This is a genomic window from Saliphagus sp. GCM10025334, assembly GCF_042663485.1.
In the GTDB taxonomy this organism is placed as follows: domain Archaea; phylum Halobacteriota; class Halobacteria; order Halobacteriales; family Natrialbaceae; genus Natronosalvus.
Map to the genome: position 1 here is coordinate 1530111 of NZ_JBHTAF010000001.1, position 18770 is coordinate 1548880.

Annotated in this window: 25 protein-coding genes and 1 tRNA gene; 8 read left to right on the forward strand and 18 right to left on the reverse strand. The window is 65.0% G+C overall.

The features are described from left to right. The first annotated feature begins 285 nt into the window (after positions 1-285). A complete protein-coding gene (locus tag ACFQO4_RS07180) occupies positions 286-828 on the forward strand; it encodes a hypothetical protein (protein ID WP_500260236.1) in 543 nt (180 codons plus the stop codon). Between the two features lie 167 nt (positions 829-995). Then, positions 996-1544 carry an NUDIX domain-containing protein gene (locus ACFQO4_RS07185; protein ID WP_500260237.1) on the forward strand — a complete coding sequence of 183 codons (549 nt, stop codon included), beginning with the start codon at positions 996-998 and terminating at the stop codon, positions 1542-1544. Between the two features lie 89 nt (positions 1545-1633). Here the strand turns inward: ACFQO4_RS07185 and ACFQO4_RS07190 are convergent, their stop codons facing one another. Next, positions 1634-2431, reverse strand: coding sequence for an alpha/beta fold hydrolase (locus ACFQO4_RS07190; protein WP_500260238.1), 798 nt, complete (start codon positions 2429-2431; stop codon positions 1634-1636). 537 nt (positions 2432-2968) lie between these two features. Here ACFQO4_RS07190 and ACFQO4_RS07195 point away from each other — a divergent pair. Continuing rightward, positions 2969-4555: a Cdc6/Cdc18 family protein gene (locus ACFQO4_RS07195; RefSeq protein ID WP_500260239.1), complete on the forward strand. Its 1587-nt coding sequence runs from the start codon at positions 2969-2971 to the stop codon at positions 4553-4555. Positions 4556-4567: 12 nt separating this feature from the next. On the opposite strand, the gene ACFQO4_RS07200 is transcribed toward ACFQO4_RS07195, so the two are convergent. The 3 genes from ACFQO4_RS07200 to ACFQO4_RS07210 all read right to left on the reverse strand — a co-directional run bounded on the left by ACFQO4_RS07200 (position 4568) and on the right by ACFQO4_RS07210 (position 6197). Next, positions 4568-5002, reverse strand: a complete 435-nt coding sequence (locus ACFQO4_RS07200; RefSeq protein ID WP_500260240.1) for a hypothetical protein — start codon at positions 5000-5002, stop codon at positions 4568-4570. 105 nt (positions 5003-5107) lie between these two features. Beyond that, positions 5108-5587, reverse strand: a complete 480-nt coding sequence (locus ACFQO4_RS07205; RefSeq protein ID WP_500260241.1) for a copper resistance protein CopD — start codon at positions 5585-5587, stop codon at positions 5108-5110. Positions 5588-5645: 58 nt separating this feature from the next. Continuing rightward, the gene (locus ACFQO4_RS07210) at positions 5646-6197 is read right to left on the reverse strand and encodes a metal-dependent hydrolase (protein WP_500260478.1); all 552 of its coding nucleotides are present in this window, start codon (positions 6195-6197) and stop codon (positions 5646-5648) included. A 142-nt stretch (positions 6198-6339) separates the two neighbouring features. Between ACFQO4_RS07210 and ACFQO4_RS07215 the strand changes: the two genes are divergently transcribed. Continuing rightward, positions 6340-7221 carry a hypothetical protein gene (locus tag ACFQO4_RS07215; RefSeq protein WP_500260242.1) on the forward strand — a complete coding sequence of 294 codons (882 nt, stop codon included), beginning with the start codon at positions 6340-6342 and terminating at the stop codon, positions 7219-7221. Positions 7222-7243: 22 nt separating this feature from the next. Here ACFQO4_RS07215 and ACFQO4_RS07220 read toward each other — a convergent pair whose 3' ends face one another. Together ACFQO4_RS07220 and ACFQO4_RS07225 are read right to left on the reverse strand one after the other, a co-directional pair. Then, entirely contained in the window at positions 7244-7723 is a 480-nt protein-coding gene (locus ACFQO4_RS07220) for a deoxyuridine 5'-triphosphate nucleotidohydrolase (protein WP_500260243.1), read from the reverse strand. A 141-nt stretch (positions 7724-7864) separates the two neighbouring features. After that, on the reverse strand, positions 7865-8071 hold the full coding sequence (locus ACFQO4_RS07225) for a dodecin family protein (RefSeq protein ID WP_253432011.1): 207 nt from the start codon (positions 8069-8071) through the stop codon (positions 7865-7867). 161 nt (positions 8072-8232) lie between these two features. Between ACFQO4_RS07225 and ACFQO4_RS07230 the strand changes: the two genes are divergently transcribed. Continuing rightward, entirely contained in the window at positions 8233-8514 is a 282-nt protein-coding gene (locus ACFQO4_RS07230; RefSeq protein ID WP_500260244.1) for a hypothetical protein, read from the forward strand. Positions 8515-8755: 241 nt separating this feature from the next. Here the strand turns inward: ACFQO4_RS07230 and ACFQO4_RS07235 are convergent, their stop codons facing one another. After that, positions 8756-9151, reverse strand: coding sequence for a DUF7522 family protein (locus ACFQO4_RS07235; RefSeq protein WP_500260479.1), 396 nt, complete (start codon positions 9149-9151; stop codon positions 8756-8758). Positions 9152-9594: 443 nt separating this feature from the next. Beyond that, a tRNA-Pro gene (locus ACFQO4_RS07240) sits at positions 9595-9667 on the reverse strand. A gap of 84 nt (positions 9668-9751) precedes the next feature. Between ACFQO4_RS07240 and ACFQO4_RS07245 the strand changes: the two genes are divergently transcribed. Beyond that, complete coding sequence (locus ACFQO4_RS07245; protein WP_500260480.1) at positions 9752-10006, forward strand: pro-sigmaK processing inhibitor BofA family protein; 255 nt, start codon at positions 9752-9754, stop codon at positions 10004-10006. Positions 10007-10070: 64 nt separating this feature from the next. Here ACFQO4_RS07245 and ACFQO4_RS07250 read toward each other — a convergent pair whose 3' ends face one another. Further along, on the reverse strand, positions 10071-10778 hold the full coding sequence (locus ACFQO4_RS07250) for a DUF7504 family protein (protein ID WP_500260245.1): 708 nt from the start codon (positions 10776-10778) through the stop codon (positions 10071-10073). A gap of 155 nt (positions 10779-10933) precedes the next feature. Between ACFQO4_RS07250 and ACFQO4_RS07255 the strand changes: the two genes are divergently transcribed. Then, entirely contained in the window at positions 10934-11593 is a 660-nt protein-coding gene (locus tag ACFQO4_RS07255) for a metallophosphoesterase family protein (protein ID WP_500260246.1), read from the forward strand. 179 nt (positions 11594-11772) lie between these two features. Here the strand turns inward: ACFQO4_RS07255 and ACFQO4_RS07260 are convergent, their stop codons facing one another. From ACFQO4_RS07260 to ACFQO4_RS07270, 3 genes are all read right to left on the reverse strand, one after another. Next, a complete protein-coding gene (locus ACFQO4_RS07260; RefSeq protein ID WP_500260247.1) occupies positions 11773-12135 on the reverse strand; it encodes a hypothetical protein in 363 nt (120 codons plus the stop codon). A gap of 147 nt (positions 12136-12282) precedes the next feature. Next, complete coding sequence (locus ACFQO4_RS07265) at positions 12283-12549, reverse strand: amphi-Trp domain-containing protein (RefSeq protein WP_500260248.1); 267 nt, start codon at positions 12547-12549, stop codon at positions 12283-12285. A 120-nt stretch (positions 12550-12669) separates the two neighbouring features. Further along, positions 12670-14112: a phosphoglucomutase/phosphomannomutase family protein gene (locus ACFQO4_RS07270; protein ID WP_500260249.1), complete on the reverse strand. Its 1443-nt coding sequence runs from the start codon at positions 14110-14112 to the stop codon at positions 12670-12672. Between the two features lie 239 nt (positions 14113-14351). Between ACFQO4_RS07270 and ACFQO4_RS07275 the strand changes: the two genes are divergently transcribed. Then, positions 14352-15005 carry an NADPH-dependent FMN reductase gene (locus ACFQO4_RS07275; RefSeq protein WP_500260250.1) on the forward strand — a complete coding sequence of 218 codons (654 nt, stop codon included), beginning with the start codon at positions 14352-14354 and terminating at the stop codon, positions 15003-15005. 27 nt (positions 15006-15032) lie between these two features. Here ACFQO4_RS07275 and ACFQO4_RS07280 read toward each other — a convergent pair whose 3' ends face one another. The 6 genes from ACFQO4_RS07280 to glmM all read right to left on the reverse strand — a co-directional run bounded on the left by ACFQO4_RS07280 (position 15033) and on the right by glmM (position 18683). After that, positions 15033-15206 (reverse strand): DUF1059 domain-containing protein, encoded by a 174-nt coding sequence (locus ACFQO4_RS07280; protein WP_312911086.1) that lies wholly within the window; start codon positions 15204-15206, stop codon positions 15033-15035. A 26-nt stretch (positions 15207-15232) separates the two neighbouring features. Beyond that, complete coding sequence (locus tag ACFQO4_RS07285; RefSeq protein ID WP_500260251.1) at positions 15233-15643, reverse strand: carboxymuconolactone decarboxylase family protein; 411 nt, start codon at positions 15641-15643, stop codon at positions 15233-15235. 226 nt (positions 15644-15869) lie between these two features. Beyond that, complete coding sequence (locus tag ACFQO4_RS07290; RefSeq protein WP_500260252.1) at positions 15870-16136, reverse strand: GIY-YIG nuclease family protein; 267 nt, start codon at positions 16134-16136, stop codon at positions 15870-15872. A gap of 84 nt (positions 16137-16220) precedes the next feature. Then, positions 16221-16370 carry a DUF7563 family protein gene (locus tag ACFQO4_RS07295; protein WP_253431981.1) on the reverse strand — a complete coding sequence of 50 codons (150 nt, stop codon included), beginning with the start codon at positions 16368-16370 and terminating at the stop codon, positions 16221-16223. A 111-nt stretch (positions 16371-16481) separates the two neighbouring features. Beyond that, a complete protein-coding gene (gene larB, locus ACFQO4_RS07300; protein ID WP_500260253.1) occupies positions 16482-17249 on the reverse strand; it encodes a nickel pincer cofactor biosynthesis protein LarB in 768 nt (255 codons plus the stop codon). A gap of 69 nt (positions 17250-17318) precedes the next feature. After that, the gene (gene glmM / locus ACFQO4_RS07305) at positions 17319-18683 is read right to left on the reverse strand and encodes a phosphoglucosamine mutase (RefSeq protein WP_500260254.1); all 1365 of its coding nucleotides are present in this window, start codon (positions 18681-18683) and stop codon (positions 17319-17321) included. Between the last annotated feature and the right edge of the window lie 87 nt (positions 18684-18770).

Below are 18770 nucleotides of genomic sequence, written 5' to 3' on the forward strand. Positions count from 1 at the left end.
ACGCCTACGCTGTTTGTACCGGATCGGTTCGGTGTACCGACATCGCCGGACACGCTGGCGTCGTCGTTCCTCTGAGTGCAGGGGATCGGCGTACGACCGCTCGAGGGACACTGTCGATAGAGCGCCTCGGTTGAGTAACTCCGAGCGATCCCTCGAGCGGCGCACACCCCGGCGAAAGACGGCATCCTCGCACCCACGTCCCGACGGGACACCTCGACACCCTCCGGAGTCAAAATTGTCACTGTAAGGGTCTCCCGCCATCCGTCTCGAGCCCCAATAGGGAGCATGAAGCTCGCACACGTCACGCTCTTCGAGGACTTCGGCACCCGCTCGGTCACGATTCACGGGCTCATGGTCGTCGCGTTCGTCAACGCGATCTTGGCCGGCCTGTTCGTCGAGGGACAGGTGGGGCTCGTCTCGTTCGTCGCGCTCCTCAACGTCACCGCCGGGTTGTGGGTCGCCCACTCGATTCACTCGCTCGGCAACGTCGCAGCCGACGGCGAGTACAGCGGCGTTCTGAACGAACTCTTCGACGTCGGCGACGGCGACGCCGGCCATGGATTCAACATCGGCCGATTCGGTCGGCTACTCGGACTGATCGCGGTGGTGACGGCCGTCTCTTTGCTGACGTCGGCGCAGGCCCTCTCAGGAACGGTGCTCTCGATCGCCGTCGTCGCCCTCGGCGGGGTCGCGCTCGTGACCGCGATCATCGGCTTCCTCATCGCGCTCGGGGCGTCCTACGACGGCGCCCAGCGGCAGACGGCCGCGAACGTGGAGCGGTACACGGAGGCGACCGACGTCGACGGTGGGAACGCCATCGACCAGTGAGACCCACCGTGTCGCGTGATCGGGCACCACAGATACACAGTTGAGACGAGAGCGCTCACGTCTCCCGCTTTCGCTCTCGCCGGTGTATGGCGCTCGAGACGACCGCCTTCGTGAAGTGCTCGTCGTCCGGCAAACACTCTTGTCGTCACCCCATCATTCGCGTTCGTATGGGCAACGAACCGCCGACGTTCTGTCACTACTGCGGTGGAGAGCTGACCCCCATCGACCCGCCGACGGTCCATCGCTGTGCCGCCTGCGGGGAGCACGTCTTCTACAACCCCAGCCCCTGTTCGCGGGTCGCGGTCGTCGACGGTGAATCGATCCTACTCGTGAAAGTCGACCTCCCGGAGCGCGACATGTGGGGGACCCCGGGTGGCATGGTCGAGGCGGGCGAGGATCCGGACGAAGCGGGGGCTCGAGAACTGGCGGAGGAGACGACACTCACCGTCGATCCGAACGACCTCGTGTTGTTCGACGTTCGGACGTTCGCGAAGTTCGAGACGGTCCACAAGACGTACCTCGTCTACGCGGTCGACGTCGCGGACGTTCACGGGACGCCACGAGCCGACGACGAGGTGGCCGCCGCCCGGTTCTGGACGCCGGCCGAACTCGAGGCTGCTCGAGACGAACTCCTCACCAGCTGGCCGACCGAGTACCGGGACCTTCGTTGGTGGGTCGATGGCGCGCAAGCGGCCCTGGATTGGGGCCGGTCGTAGATGGGCGGGTCGGACGACGAAACAGGGGAGCGAGGGCGGACAGCGAGGCAAGGTGGGGAGGCGGAACGGCGAAACAGGACGACTGACGATCAACTGTGCTGGGAGCAAAACGCCCGTAGCTCCGCGAATGCCGCCTCGTACTCGTCGCGAAAGACGCAGTGGCCGGCGTCGGGAACGTGGACCAGTCGCCCGTTCGACAGCGCCGCGGCCGCCTCGAGGTCCCGCACCCGACGGGGCGTCCCGGCGTCGGCCTTCAGCACCAGCGTCGGACAGGTGATCTCCGCGAACGCCTCCTCGAGGAGCGGGTACCCGGCACGGGCGATTTCGGCGCTGTGAGGGTGAACCTCCTCGCGAGCGACGGCGAGGCGCCGGTCGAGCCATTCGTCGCGATTGTCGAACGCCGACATACGTTCCTCGAGGGACTGGCCCGCCCACTCGGCACACCGCTCCTCGACGACTGTGGCCCGTTCGTCCGGTCCGAGATCGGGGTCGCCGTACATCCCGGCCGGGTCCTCCAGGACAATCGCTCGCGCCAGGTCGGGGTGGGTCGCGGCCGTCCACGCGACGGTCGAGCCGCCCATGGAGTGTCCGAGCAAGAGTGGGCGCTCGAGGACGAGTTCATCAACGAGGCCGCGAAGGTCGGCCACCCGGTCCTCGATCCCGTACCCGGTTTCGGGCGCGTCGGATCGGCCGTGACCGCGCGCGTCGTACGTGAGTACCTCGTAGCCATCCGCGACGAGCCCCATCGCAAGCCGTTCCCAGCAGCGGCCGGTGTCGTAGAAGCCGTGCGCCAGCACTATCGGCTCGCCCTCGCCGGTTCGATAGTACTGGAGGTCGACACCGTTCGTTCGAACGGTTCCCGTCGACCAGCCGTCCGGAAGCTCCATGGAGGCACGAACAGGCGGCGACGAGAAAAACGGTCCGACTGTCGGCACACGAGCTGACGTCTCGACGGGACTGAACGTCGTTCGTCCGAGCGATGCCGCTCGAGACGCGCCCCGGTCGAACGGCTCACCAGGGATCGTCCCGGGAGCGAACGCCGGTTCCACGCGAAGAAGGGGTATCGGCGATCGATTTGGACGAAAAATCGATCCGAACTGGTCGCCTGAGATCGAGCGATATCGAGATCTCGAAGCGCCGGTCGAGACAAAACCGGCCCGAATAGCCCTGTATGTGCTGACAAGAGCAGGAAGAGATTTTAGTCACGTGTCGGTCGGCGAGACAGAAAGTGCCACGCCGAGAAACGTCACCTGGATTGAAGGGAAGCGTTTATTAGGTATGTGTTCCTTTGGTTCGTTTGCATCAACTGGACGCCGGAGAATACGCGCTGTACTCAAATCGCCACTTGATCGGGGATTTATGCCATCTACAGGCCGTTTTGGGTCGAGCGCTCCACACGAAATGAGGGGGTATGCGTACGACGAATGTCAGACGAGAAATCAGATACCACGGATTCGGGCCGTTCGGGCGATCGAGAGTTGCCGGCTGGCTTCATGGCAGACCTCGAGAGCGCCACCGAGGGCGAGGAGTCGAATCAGGGGCTGTTCGACGATCTGCTCAGCGGCGAACCGATTTTCGAGAACAAGGAAGTGCTGCGACCGTCGTACACGCCCCACGAACTGCCCCATCGAAGCGACCAGATCAACAAGATGGCGACGATTCTCGTCGCGGCCCTTCGCGGGGAGACCCCGTCGAACATCCTGATCTACGGCAAGACCGGGACCGGTAAGACCGCGAGCGCGAAGTTCGTCAGCAAGGAACTCGAGAGCACCTCCCAGAAGTACAGCGTCCCGTGTGACGTCGAGTACATTAACTGCGAGGTCACCGACACGCAGTACCGCGTGCTCGCCCAGCTCGCCAACAAGTTCATCGAGGAGAACGAGGCGCGAATCGACGAGCGAATCGATGAACTGGAGTCGATGCGGGCGGCGCTCGAGGAGGCCGACGAAGGAGTGGACCGCGAAGACGCCGACGAAGCGACGGACGATGAAGCCGGCGCGGAACCGATAGACGAAGCCGACGCCCTGGCACACACGGAGGGCGACGTCCTCGAGGACGAACCGTTCGACTCCATCGAAGACGTAGACGAGGAGATCGACTCGCTCGAGACCGACCGCGAAGAGTTCGAGGAAGTGCCGATGACCGGCTGGCCGACCGACCGCGTCTACAGCGTCTTCTTCGACGCCGTCGACTACTCCGAGCGCGTCGTCGTCATCATGCTCGACGAAATCGACAAACTGGTCGAGAAGTCGGGCGACGACACGCTCTACAACCTCTCGCGGATGAATTCCGAACTCACCAACTCGCGGGTGTCGATCATCGGCATCTCGAACGACCTGAAGTTCACGGACTTCCTCGATCCCCGCGTCAAGTCCAGTCTCGGCGAGGAGGAAATCGTCTTCCCGCCCTACGACGCCAACCAGCTCCGGGACATCCTCCAGCACCGTTCGGAGGTCGCGTTCAAGGGAGACGCCCTTTCGGCGGACGTCATCCCGCTGTGTGCGGCCTTCGCCGCCCAGGAACACGGCGACGCCCGACGCGCGCTCGACTTGCTCCGGACCGCGGGCGAACTCGCCGAGCGCTCCCAGGCCGAGACCATCGTCGAGGAACACGTCCGCCAGGCCCAGGACAAGATCGAACTCGACCGCGTGGTCGAGGTCGTCCGCACCCTCCCGACTCAGAGCAAACTCGTCCTCTTCGCGATCATCTCCCTCGAGAAAAACGGCGTCCACAGCATCAACACCGGCGAGGTGTTCAACATCTACAAGCGCCTGTGCGACGAGATCGACGCCGACATCCTGACTCAGCGACGGGTCACCGACCTCATCAGCGAACTCGACATGCTCGGCATCGTCAACGCCGTCGTCGTCTCCAAGGGGCGGTACGGCCGCACCAAAGAAATTAGCCTCTCGGTCCCGCTCGAGGAGACCGAGGCGGTCCTCATTTCGGACTCTCGACTCTCCGACATAGACGACGTCCAGCCGTTCGTGCAGGCGCGCTTCGAAAACTAGTACTGGCTCACGCTACTGTACCGGTTCTTGCCCTTCGATACGCGCCCAGCCGATCGCGTCGAGGACGATCACGTGGTCGCCGTGTCTGACGTAGACGCCGTTGTACTCGCCATCGCGCCCGTCGTAGTACGGGAACGAACGGCGAATCGCGTCGACGATCTCCCAGGAGCCGTCGCGCTCGAGCGTGACGTGTTCCCACTCCTCGCGGGCGTCGTTACGAACCGCGCGACGAATCGCTCGCGAGACACCGGGCAGGCGACGGAGTTGGCGGCTCGAGCTATCGACAACGGTCGCGTTGCGGGGAACGTCGTCGACGATTCGCGCTCCGACGTCGGCCTTCGACTGGGCGTCGGGGTCGCGTCTCCCGACGGACCGAAGGAGATAGCCAGCGGCGGCCGCGGAGCCAACGAAGAGAAGCGACACGGCCACGTCCTTTCCTCTAATCATTATGAAGCTACCTAACAGTAACCGACTAAGTATCTTTCGGCAAGAGCTCACGTGTCTGACACATTTAGAAGAAGCCGTTTCAGGGATAGACGGCGGTAGACGTCGTTACAGGACGTAGACAGCGCCCGAGGTGATGAGGCCGCCGATGACGAGCAAGAGCAGTCCCACGACCGCTCCGGCCCGGAACAGCGGAAGCGCGCGTTGGGCCGGTTCGCGAAGCTTCTTGCCGTTGAGTCCCGATTCGAGGCGCTTCGCACCCACCTCGACCAGCGCGGCGAGGAGCAACCAGCAGACGACCATGAGCACGACGAGTCGCCCGTTCGGCGAGGAGAACAGACTCGGTTTACCGACGCCATCGAACGAGTAGCCGGTCCCGGCGAGGTGCCCGCCAGTGAGCAAGAGTGCGAGCGCGCTCACGCGCGAGATCGTCGTGAGTCGAGTCGTGATTCCCTCGAGGGGCTTCGTCGTGTTGAACGCGCCGTCTCGAGCCAGCGGCAACACCACGAACGCGACGTAGAAGACGCTCCCGGCCCAGATTGCGGCGAACAGCAGGTGGGCGATCCGGGAGGCGATGTCCACGAGCATGTTCGCTCGGTCGGCGACCGAGCGTATCAGCGTTGCGACTCGTCGGTGCCGCGGACAGTCACTCGATCCAGTCCGGGACCCACTCGACCAGTCGGCGTCTGCAGAGCGTGTACGCGAGGGAGACGAGCACGCCGGCGACGATCAGCCATCGAAGCGGATCCGAGAAGACGACGAGCGCGGGAACGGCCAGCACCGTCGCGAGGATGGCATCCTCCGGGGCACCGTCGTACCGATTCAACCGTCGTGGCCGGATCCACGTCCCTCGAGCGTGGTCGTAGACGGCGCGCTCGCTCGGGTTTCGCCAGGGATCCATCTCCGGGCCCCCACCCAGGGCGTCGGTCACGGCGTGGACCCAGGCGCTGACGATACAGGCAGCGATACCCGCCGTAATTGCGGAAGGCGCGACCGCCGCGAGTCCAACGGCCAAACCGGCGGCGAGGAATCCGAAGACGGGGAAGTGAAACGTCTTCCGGTGGCTCAACACGAGGTCGACGTCCGGTAGGAGGCCACCGACGACGGCGCCGACGGCGAGTGGCGTCGCGAGTTCCGGAACGACGACGGCAGCAGGGGCCACGAGGGCGAGCCCAACGAAGACGTGGGTCGTGGCCATCATGCTCGAATCGAGGAGACCAGGAGGTAAAAAGACCGGCCACCGTCGATTCGGTTGCATCTCCGGAACGGGGACCGTACCGTCATCCAGCCCATCGGTAGCAACTCGATAATTATCACTGGGAAGAAAGTATCGGTAGTACATGACCCTCCTTGGAGACCGACAGTTCGTCGTTCGGGACTTTACGTTCGATGCGTACGAACGGCTACTCCAGACCCTGAACGAACGGGGGTACGAGACGTACTCCGTGGCGTCGTTCCTCGAGACGGAGACGGTCCCCGAACGGTACGCAATCGTTCGCCACGACGTCGACCGGCGGCCGAGCATCGCGTGCTCGATGGCTCACCTCGAGGCCGAGTACGGCGTCGAGGCGACCTACTACCTCCGCACGTCGACGTTCAGTCCCGAGTTCGCTCGCACCCTCGTCGACCTCGGTCACGAAGTCGGCTACCACTACGAGGACCTCGCACGGGCGGGGGGAAATCGGGAGCTCGCTTACGAAGCGTTCGAGCGGAACCTCGAGCGGTTTCGCGCCCACGTCGACGTGACGACGGCATGTTCACACGGCAGTCCGCTCTCGCCCCACCTCAACACCGACCTGTGGGACGACGCGCGGCCGCCCGAACGGTACGGACTCGCCGGGACTGCCTACGGATCGATCGAAACGGACGATGCGGATCCGCGGAAGCCGACGTACGTCTCGGACACCGGTCGCCACTGGGGCGTCGTCGACCCGACTATCGGCCGCATCGACACCACCGAGGACCTCGTCGAACTGCTCGAGTCGGGCGCCTGTCCGCGGCTGTACGTCCTCGCGCACCCGAGCCGGTGGGCGCGCTCGCGCGGCGAGTTCGTCGAGCGAGTGAGCTGGGACGTCGCCGCCGAGGCCGGAAAACGAGCCGTGGTGCCGCTCCACCGGGCGCAGGGACGCGTACGCTCGGCCGCCGACGAAGCGGTTCGAGCGATGAGTCGGCCGGTGGCGATGTCGAGAAACGCGCTCGGAATGACGACCAGGAAACGGTGATCGGTGCCGAAGACGCTCTCAATCAGAGATTCTCGCCCTGGTAGCTCCCGTCGTAGGTCTCGTCGTGATCAGCCTGTGCGAAGACGAGCTGGGCGATCCGCGCCCCGCGCTCGAGTTCGACGTCGTGGTGGACCTGCAACAGGCCCTCGCCGCGACCCTCGTAGCCCGCGTCCCAGACGGCCGTGTTGAGCATACACGAGTTTCGCATGAGCGACGAGCGCGGATAGACGAAGCCGACGTGGCCTTCAGGTACCCGAATCTGCTCGCCGTACCGCACGATGTAGGAACCGACCGGCAGGTAGTACTTATCGGGGTCCTTGCGCTCGAGTTCCTCGAGCGGGCGGGCGACCCGGTCGCCGATCTCCTTGCCGTCGCGGGTTATCCGGCCCGGCTCGAGCTGGTCGAAGACGACGTCGACGGTGAGGTCGACGCCGTTGGGCTGTACCTGTTCGTCGATCGCCGGCGAGACGTGCTCGGCGACGAACGCGCCAGAACGGAACATATAATCGAAGACGGACCGGTGGCGAGAAAAACGTGTCGCGTCACGGCGGCCGGTCGGCTCTCGTCGGCGTTCGGTTCGTCTGGCTGCCACCCGGCCGTCCCGTCTCGAGGCGTCGGCGGACGACGCAGCCCTCGAGTGCGACTACGAGTGCTCGACCGGGAACGCGATCTCCGTCGTCGCCTTGTACTCCACGATTTCGCCGTCCTCGACGTCGGCCGTCCACCGTTCGACGTTGATTCCCGAGATGTCGTCGACCGTCTGGCTCGCCTCGCGGAACGCTTCTCGAGCGGCTTCTTCCCAGGACTCCTCTGACGTACCCATCACGCGGATGACTTTGACTGCCGTCATGGCACCCGTCGTACCACCGTCGCACTGATAATGCCTACTCGCTCTCGCGATGACGTTCACGCCAGGTGACTCGTCTGCGGAACGTGACGGCGCGGGCTGTAGACGACACGACGGTGACGGCCAGGTGGAGGGTTCAACACGTCCGGGGGAGTAGTTCGTCTATGCCAATCGATAGCGAACATCGACTGCGGGAGGACGGGGGTTCAGATTCCGTCGACAGTGACGACAGTCCGGTCACCCCACAGGCGATCGTCGATTCGATTCGGGCCGCACCCGTGCCCGTCGTCAATACGCAGTACTTGGCCGACCAGTACTCGGTTCCGGTCGAAGAGATGCACGAACAGCTGTCGGCCATGGTCGAGGACGGAACGCTCGAGCACCTGCACGTGAAGGGGCGGTGGCACCTCTGGTGGCTCTCGCTCGAGGCGGAGCGAACGGAGTGACGCGACTCGTACTCGGCACAGGAGTTGCGCAGGGGGCACCACCTCGTGATGATCGTCGCATTAGTCCCCGATCGATTGCGTTGTAGTCCGGCGAAGGGAGAACTCACACTAGCGGGTTGAGGACAGGACCACCAATCGTGAATTATGGCCGGATCGGACGTTCTCCTTCATTCAAATTCGGACTCATCACGCCGCGTCGCTCGCGGGTTTGTTCGCGACGAGACCAAATAAGGAGGTTCACTCACTCCTCAGTAGTGTCACCCGTATTCGTTACCAGGACCGATTTGAGAGCAGTGGTGAGTTCTTCGAACCGCTCCATCGACATCGAGTCAGTCGTCACCCAGGCACCATAGCGGTCGTGAATAACGCGTGTCAGATACCCGTATTCGAACATTCGAATAGTGGCCTGGTACTCACCCAACTGCGTATCTCGGTATAGCTCGTCCGCTCGAAAGCCGTTCCGTTCCAACTCGGCGAACCCGATGAGATCAGCCGTTCGATCGAGATCAGACCGGAGGTAGATTTGCTCAACCTGATCCTCGGTGAAATACGTGATGCTTCGTAATTCATCCCCGACTGCCGTCCGACACACGCTGAGTATTGCATCTGCGAACGCTGACTCAAGTCCGTCGCCCATGGTAACGCATAACACGATAGCTCGCGTTATAAGTGCTAGTGGTAGAGAGTACAGCTTCGAGGCCATCTCCGGGTTAGTCTGGCGAAGCATCCACTGGGCTCGCTGGGCGCCACGAGTTTGACGGTAAGGGTCACCAATACCGCCCGGTCGGTTGAGGGCCGACGCTGGTGGAGGTGAAGGTGAGAGTGTGATAGCTCGATCTGAATTAAGAGGATGGGACCGCCCGGATTGTGAACCACGGTCGGAGCGGAGCACCTCCCTGGTTCAAATCCGGCTTTTCACGTTGGCGTCGCTCGCGAGATTGCTCGCAACGACAGAAGTGGGACCGCCCGGATTTGAACCAAGACCAGACGGGCTCACTTCGTTGTGCGCGACTGGTACGGTTCAAATTCGGTCGCTCATCTCGTTTCCGTCGCTCACGGCGATGTTCGCGACAAAAATCATGGGACCGCCCGGATTTGAACCGGGGTCACGGGCACCCAAGGCCCGAAGTATACCAGGCTAACCCACGGTCCCGTGTCCGTACTTCTGGGCGCGGTGCGTAAAGGCTTTCGTTTGTGAATGGACGCGCTTTTCATCTCCGGTGGTGTGTCAGCCGACATGGTCACCGGCCTCGAGATCCTGATCCTGGTTCTCGCCCTCGCGTTCGTATTCGGCGCATCGCGGCTCATCGACACCGTTCGACCGTTCTTCGCCAACGCGGTCGCCGGGTTGCTCGTCCTCCTGGCCGTGCAGTGGCTGTTTGTCTTCGAGATCACCATCACCCCGATCGTGCTTGTGATCGTCGCCCTCGGCGGCGTTCCCGGAGCACTGCTAATCGTATTGCTGTCGATCACCGGCGTCGCCTTCGTATAGGGTGCCTCGAGACGGCGGAGCCGTCGCTCGAGTGTTGCTTCGAGCGACGAACCGGATGGCAAAATCAGTTCTCGAGCACGCGAGCGACGTCGTCGTCGGTCGCTTCGTCGAAGTCGGCCAGGTCGATCGTGGGCCAGGACTCGTACTCGTCTTCGGCGTCCCAGTTCGACAGCAACGCCGCAACGTCGTCGTCGGTCGCCTCCGGCAGGTCGTCCTGGACGCTCTCGTCGACGACTACCTCGTCGAACATCGAGCCAAACGTCGCGACGATGCGATCCTCGTGCGCCGTCGGGTCGAGGTGGAAGTGAGCGATGGCGCCGACGCTCGAGAGCCGTTTGGTAAGGACGTACGCGAAGTGAAACACCTGCTTCGGCGGGGCGTAGCGCAGGAGCATGTCCAGGGAGTGAAAGCAGATCCGGACGTGGTACTGCTCGCCCCACTGTTCGCAGAACTCGCTGATCGTGACGCCGAGGGCCGACAGGTCGGTCGGGTCGTCGATCGCATCGACGACGAACGGGGCGGAGTAATCCGGCCCCATGGTAGCCTCGGCCGCACGGAGGACGTCGCCGACGGAGATGATGCCGAGTTTCGCGGGACCGTCGCTAGCCGTCGGCCGACAGTCCGTCTGGGCCCCGGCGAACGAGACGCGCAACTCGGCGACCTCCGAGCACGACTGGCAGAGGTCGTGGCAGGCGTCTACTGGCTGGTTCGTTTCGTGAACGAGGAGCACGTTCGACGGTGCCTCGATCGATTCGGGGATACTCGGTTCCATGGTGGCGACGTCGAGTCGACGTTAGGCGAAGGGTCACGGGCCCCGCTCATTACTGTTCTGGCCGCTGACACCCGCGACATAACCGTTGTGGCCGGTTTCGCTCGGAGCGTTCGCACGCCCGCACATACATGTATCTCACGTCAGTAGTGACAGCCATGCGGATCGGACTCTGCTCTGACGTGCACGGGAACCTCCCCGCGCTCGAGGCCGTCCTCGCGGACCTCCCCGACGTCGACGCGCTGGTCTGTGCGGGTGACGTCGTGGGCTACAATCCCTGGCCGGCCGAGTGCGTCGAACGGCTGCGGGACCTCGAGGTGCCGACGGTGATGGGGAATCACGACCGGGCGGTCGCTCGAGAGACGACGTTTCGGTTCAACGCGATGGCCGCGGCGGGGGTCGAACTCGCCCGCGAACGCCTGACTGACGACCAGCGGGAGTGGCTCGCCTCGCTGCCCGACGAGCGCCTCGCGTTCGACGGCCAGGTGAAAATCGCCCACGGCCACCCCGCGGATCCCGACCGGTACACGTACCCGCGGGACTTCTCGCCGCGACTGCTCGAGGACGAGTCGGTACTGGTGCTCGGCCACACCCACGTTCAGCACGTCGAACGCTACGCTGAGGGGATCATTGTGAATCCGGGCAGCGTCGGTCAGCCGCGAGACGGCGACCCCCGGGCAGCCTACGCCGTCCTCGATCTCGACGCGCTCGAGGTAGAAACGCGTCGCGTCGCCTACGACGTCGAGCGCGTCCAGCAGGCCGTGGCCGAGGTGGGGCTCCCCGAAAAGATCGGGACGCGATTGGCTCGAGGCGAGTGAGGGAACTCAGCGTGAACTGAGCGCGAACGGTGCGCGAACAGTGCGGTAGAGGTCGCTCGAGGGAAGAGGTCGGTCCGTCTGGCTCGAGGGGATCGACCGTTTGCGCTGACTCGAGGTAATCGGCCAATCCGGCTAACTCGAGGCGAGCCCTGGCCCCTCCAGCGACGACGGCTCGTCGCTCACCCGCGCTGGGACTCGTCGACCGTCCCGTCGGTACCCGCCGGACTGTCGTGTTTGTCCTCGACATCGTCGTCCTCCGCAGTCGTCGTCGCGGTCGACTCAGTCGCGCTCTCGTCCGAGGACGGCGGTTCCTCGGAGTATCCCAGTTCGAACCACAGCTTCGCCGTACAGTCCGTCCCCTCCGAATCGCCCTCGGAGTGGCGAGCGAGGAACCCGTTACACCGGTTGTGCTCGATGACGTTCGAGAGCGACGCCATCGACCCACACTCCGGGCAGTCGATCGCGTAGCTGCCGTCGTGCTGGTGCCAGCTATCGGGCGTCAGTTGCATGTAGGCCGCGTCCTCGGTGTCGCGTTTCGTCATAGCGGATGAACGGGTTCTCGAGGGATAATCGTCGGCCCGGCGAGAGCAACCTTCGCCGAGTCCCGACGGTGACGAGTCCGGTAGGCCCACTCGAGCACCCAACCCTCAGGCCGCTCTCGAGGGGCGTGCGTCTCCCCTTCTGATTCTTCACTCCCCACCTGAGCTCCCCTTCTGATTCTTCACTCCCCACCTGAGCGTCAAATCGATCTCCTCGCGCCGACTGCCGAGCATCGGGGAGCGCTCCTCGATCTCGATATCGTACTTGATTTGCGCATCGGGTGAAAGCGTCACCATCTTATTACCGACTGCGATGTTGGCATCGCCCTGGCCGCGGATCTCGCGCGCCATTTCCTGGAGCATATCGGCCACTTCATCTCTCGTGAGTTCGTCGCTGTAGTTCGTCGTATCCGCCATAGGCAACCGCCCACGGGCGTTCGCAAAAACCTTGGCCCCAAATCGCGGTGATGGGTGCGGTTTCCGGAACGAAGGGAGTGATTACCGGGTGACGATCATCGCACCAGTAGAGCGTGTTCGTCAGACGAGCGGCTCGAGCAACCCCTCGCCCGCCTCGAGCAGGTCCTGGACGCGACGAGCGCGTTCGGCCTCGGCGTAGACGCGCAGGACGGGTTCGGTTCCGCTCGGGCGGACGAGCACCCAGGAGCCGTCCTCGAGGGTCAGTTTGAACCCGTCGGCCGTGTTGACGGTCGCGACCGGTGTCCCCGCGACCGCGTCGGGGATTTCGTCCTCGAGCGCCGCCAGTACGGCAGCCTTCTCGTCGTCGGGGCAGGCGACGCTGGTCTTTCCCTGGGTGACGTCGCCGTGGGTCTCGAGCAGGCGGTCGACCCGGTCGTCAATCGGTTCCGCGGCGTGTACGACGGCCGCGAGCAGGCCCATCAGCACGCCGTCTTTCTCGCGGACGTGGCCGCGGACGGTGAACCCGCCTGACTCCTCGCCGCCGACGAGGGCGTCGTGGTCGGCCATCGCCTGGGCGACCCACTTGAAGCCGACGGGAACCTCGTGGACTGACTCGCCGTGGGCCTCGGCGATCCGGTCGATCAGGAAGGTCGTCGACACCGTCCGAATCGCCGGCCCGTCGTTCGACTCGAGCAGGAAGTCGTAGAGCGCGGCGAAGAAGAGGTTCTCGTCGAGGAGGCCGCGGTCGGGCGTGACGACCGCCACGCGGTCGGCGTCACCGTCGTTGGCGATCCCGAGCGCTGCGTCCCCTTCGGTGACCGCCTCGACCAGTTCTTCGAGGTTCTCGGCGGCGGGTTCGGGCGATCCCCCGCCGAACTCCGGATCGCGAGTGCACCGGAGGCGCTCGACGCTCGCCCCGACGCGCTTGAGGAGGGCGTCAGTCGTCCCCCGGCCGCTGCCGTGCATCGCGTCGTAGGCGATGGGCAGTCCCTCGAGTGCGTCTTCGGGGTCGATATCCCCGGAAACCGAGCGAACGACTTCGAGACAGGCCTCGGCGTGTGCGTCGACGAGGTCGACCTCGCGAACCGAACCGTGCTCCGCCTCAGGCAGCGGATCGGGGACGGCGAGCGAGTCCGCGATGGCGTCCATGACCGGGGGGAGCGCCGGAGCGCCGTCGTCGGGGATGAACTTGATGCCGTTGTACGACGGCGGGTTGTGCGAGGCCGTGATCACGACCGCCGCCGAGAGGTTCCGGTCGACGACCGCGTGCGCGCACAGCGGCGTCGGCCGGTCGCGGTCGCTCAACAGGACGTCGAAACCGTTGGCACACAGGACGCGGCTGACCTCCTCGGCGAACCCGCGGGAGGTCTCGCGGGCGTCGTAGCCGACGACGACCGGTGCCGTCTTCCCCTCCTCGCGGAGCGTCGTCGCGATAGCCTGGGCGACCATCCGCACGCGCGGTGCGGTGAACTCCTCGAGCGTGGCTCGCCAGCCGTCGGTGCCGAAGGAAATCGCTGCCCTGTCGTCGGCCGCCGTCGCGTCCGTTTCCGTCTCCGGATCCATACGCGAACCGTCGTCGCCCCGGTCGAAAAAACCGACGCACGCACACGAGGGTGACGCCGCGGCCACTAGGTGGTCCAGGGCCGACAGCCTCGAGCATCGATACGCGGTCGTTCTGAGACACCGTTGAATCACGGTCATTCCAGAACGCAGTCGAACCACGGTCGATCCGAGACGCGGCCGGAAGAAGTAACGGCTGGCCGTATCGAGTCCGTTTTACCGCGCGACCCGGTAGAGCGCGTATGGAAGCCGCTCCACACGTCGTCGCCGTCTCGGGGAGCCTCCGCGAGGAGAGTACGACCCGAACGGCCCTCCAGTACGTTCTCGAGGCTGCAGCGGACGCCGGCGCCGAAACGACGCTACTCGACCTCCGCGAGTACGACCTCCCCGTCTACGACCCCGACGTCGACGGCCAGGGAGACGGAGACGCCGCGAAACGGATCGTCCGAGACGCCGACGCGGTCGTCCTCGGAACGCCCGTCTACCACGGATCGTACTCCGGGGCCCTGAAGAACTTCCACGACTACTGCGGCTGGGACGAGTACGAGGACACCACTGTCGGCCTGCTGGCGACCGCCGGCGGCGGAACCTACGGGTCGACCCTGGACCACCTCCGGATCACCGTCCGGGGCGTTCACGGCTGGGTCCTCCCGCACCAGGTCGGCATCCGGAACGCGTCCAGTCAGTTCGAGGCCGACCCGAACGCCATCGACGGCCGGGCGTTCGTCGACCCAAATCTCGAGGAGCGCGTCGAGAAACTCGGCCGTCTGCTGGTCGAGTACGCGTTCATCTCCCCCGAGGTGACGACGCCGCGAGCGTCGGATTCGAGTTCGGGTTCGGGTGCAGGTGCAGAGTCGAGTTCGGGCTCGGGCTCGGGCTCGAGCCCCAGCGACTGACCAAAAAACCGAATCGCCGGACGGCACTCAGACCGATTGCAGGTATTCAGTCTGCAGTTCCTCGTCCGTATAGTCCTTCCCGTGGACCTCCTTCATGTGATTTCTCGCCAGTTCGATCGCCTCTCCCTCGTCTTCGGACTGGACGACGAATCGGCAATCGTTTGCCGCCGATTCGCAGTCGAGTTTGTGTGCTGTCGTCATGTGGTTGTCTCCGTTAGTCGCCTCCCTCAGTCGTCGCCAGCCGCCCCTTCCTGGACGTGGGCGGCGATTTGCTCGGCCTCCTCGTAGAAGGTCTCGAGATCGTAGTCCTGTGCCTGGATCATCGCGCTGTATCGCGGCGTGTAGCTCGCGAGGAACGACAGTTCCGCGAGTTCCGCCTCGGTCGCGCCGTGGAGCTGTGCCACCCCCCGGTGGAAGTGTCGACAGTACTCACAGCCGATCGCGGCCGCCACCGCGAGGCCGACCAGTTCGCGCGTCTTCGGATCGAGTGCCGTCTCGCCGAAGAGGAAGCGCTTCATGGTAGGCCACTCGTTCTCGAGGGCCTCCTCCGGGAGCGTATCGAGAAAACCCGGAACGATGCCGAGCGTTTCCTCGATGTCGCCCCTCGTGTCGTCGTGTGCGTGTGTTTCTGTTGCCATGGTCCCCCTCCCGCTCGGTGTGGTTCGAGCGGTAACCGGCGTTCGGCATCATGTTGAGTGTTACCAAACACCACTGTTCGTACCCCCGCGAGTGAGTTAACGGTTTTCGACGGAAAGTCTATACACGCACACCGGAGCGTCCAGAACGGAATCCAGTCGTTCGGTCAGAAACGGATTGGTTTTCGGCGTTATTCCCGCCCTACTTGCCCTACTCGATATACTGACCCTACTCGACTTGCTCACCCTCGAGGCCGACCAACCGCTCCTTCCGCGAGCGGGCGAACTGCTTGATCTCGTACTCCCTGCTCATCGCTGTCGACTTCGAGGCGTAGCGTTCGACGTGGACGACCTCGACGGGACCACGACCGCGGGTGTACTTCGCCCCCGTTCCCGCGTTGTGCTCGTCGACGCGTCGCTCGAGGTCGGTCGTGTAGCCGGTGTAGAGGCTGCCGTCGGCGCACTCGAGGACGTACACCGTGTGTCGCTCGGTCATCGAACTCGCCGATCAGTAAGGTGGGCGATATCAAAAAGCCTCGCTACGGCGTGGGGTCCGCCGGTGTTCGTCTGGGCTGGCCGCTCAGGAACTGGTGGCGCGCTCTCTCGCCGCTTCCGCGATTCCAGCGTTGGCCGAACAGCTGATACACGCGTGGATCTTCCCGTCTTCGTCGGCGAAGACGCGTGCGAAGCGCTCGGAGACGTGCGCGCCGCAGTGGGTACACGTTGGCATGGTATGCCGGGACGACGCCGGCATCTCGAATTAGTGCCCGATCGATAAATAGCCTTTGCCAAACGCTGCCAAGTTTTTACAGAAAGAAACATTATCTTTCGTTACTGCGACTTACGACTCGCCGGTTCGGGCCTCGTCGATCGCTCGAGCGATCAGCGTCGCCTGGGCACCGGCGACGAAGCCGGCGTCGATGTTCACAACCGAAAGGACGGTACACGACTGAAGCATCCCCGCCAGGGCGGCTTCGCCGTCGCCGCCGTGGCCGTAGCCACTCGAGACCGGCACGCCGATAACGGGGGTGTCGACGAGACCCGCGACGACGGTCGGGAGCGCCCCCTCGCGGCCGGCCGCGACGATCGCCACGTCGGCCGCGCGCACTCGGTCGACCTGGTCGATCAGTCGGGTGAGCGCGGCGACGCCGACGTCGTCGAGCCGGTCGACCTCGAGGCCGGCGTCGGCACAGACCAGGGCGGCCTCGTCGGCGACCGGGCCGTCGACCGTGCCCGCGGTGACGATGGCCACGGTCGCCTCGAGGGCCGGTCGGTCGTGGTCCGCCGCGGTCGCGAGGAGGGTCGTTCCTCGGCGGTCGACCGTGGCGTCCGGGACGGGCTCCTCCAGACGTTCCTCGAGTGCGTCGACGTGAGCGTCCTCGAGCCGGGTCACGAGCGCCCGGCCCGTCGTCTCGAGGGCGGTCGTTGCCAGACTCACGACCTGTTCCGGTGTCTTTCCCTCCGCGAGGATCGCCTCGGGGATCCCTCGACGGGTGTCTCTCGCGGCATCGAAGCGGCCCGCTTCGCCCGTGACGTATCCGCTGAGTTGGGCCTCGGCCTCGGCGGGCGAACACTCCCCCGCGGCCACGGCCTCGAGTAACTCGCGCATAGTTCGTAGTGTGGCGGGAGCCTACTCGAATGCGTCGCTCCGGGGGCCGCCTTCGTAATCGACAACAGATCAGGCTTGCTCTTTCGCCTCGATCAGCGCCTCGTGCATCTCGGTGACGAGCGCCTCGGCCCGCTCTCGCTCGCGCGCCTCGGCGTAGATCCGGACGAGCGGCTCGGTGCCCGAGGGCCGCGCGAGCACCCACGCGTCGCCGTGATCCAGGCGATAGCCGTCGCGCGTGTTGAGTTCGGCGTCGGACGACTGGGCCTGGTTGGCCGCCGCGTCGAGCATCGCGTCGCGCTCGGCGGTCGACTCGTAGGCAACGTTTCGGCGAACGTTCGCGTAGCCGTCGTAGGGCGCGACGATCTCGCTCACCGGGCGGTCGGCGACGAGTTCGAGGAATCGCGCGGCCGTGTAGCCGCCGTCCCGGGCGAGCCGGAAGTCGGGGAAGAAGATCCCGCCGTTGCCCTCACCCGCGATCGGGACGTGGCGGTCGTTCAACTCGAGTTCCTCGATTCGGGTGATGATGTTCGTCGAGCCGATCGGCGTCAACTCGAGATCGGCGCCGACGTCGTTGGCCACGTCGACCAGCCGCTGGGAGACGTTGACCGCGGAGACGGTGACGTCGTCGGGCTCGAGTTCCGCGGCGGCGAGGGCGGCCAGGGTGGCGTCGCCCTCCACGTAGGTGCCGGTCTCGTCGAAGAAGATGGCCCGGTCGGCGTCCCCGTCGTGGGCTACTCCGAGGTCCGCGTCGGTCGCCCGGACGAGTCGACCGAGATCGGTGAGGTTCTGGCTGACCGGCTCCGGGTCCCGGCCGGGGAAGTGGCCGTCGGGCTGGGCGTTGACCGTGACGACGCGGCAGCCGAGCGCCCGGAAGAAGCCGGGACTCGTGAGCGAGCCGGCGCCGTGACCGGGATCGAGCGCGACCGTTAGCCCGGCGTCGGCGATCTTCTCGCGGTCGACGTTCGCCAGCAACTCGTCGACGTAGTCCTCACGCACGCCGTCGACCTCACGAACGCGGCCCGTCTCGTCCCACGATGCGACCGAGAACGTCTCTCCGAGCAGGGTCTGTTCGATCTCCTCGAGATCGGACACCGCGAGTTCGACCCCGTCGCTTCCCACGAGTTTGACGCCGTTGTACTGGGGCGGGTTGTGCGAGGCCGTGATGACGATGGTCGGCACTCCCTCACGCTCGGCGTAGAACTGCGCACCGGGCGTGGGGACGATCCCGAGGCGGTCGACGTCCGTTCCCGTACTCGCCAGTCCGCTCGTGGCCGCGTCGGCCATCATTCGACCCGTGTACCGGGTGTCTCGAGCGACTGCGACCCGGTCGACCCCCCAGGCGGTCCCCGCCGCTTTGGCGACCCGGAGTACGAACGCCGGCGTCAGTTCCTCGTTGGCGACGCCGCGGGTCCCGCTCGATCCGAATACCTTCATTGCCGGGAACTCTAGCGGGCGAGGTCAAAGTGGTTCCGAAGCGGTCTGGTCGGCTTCGAGCACGCTCGAGCGCTCCGATTTTACTAT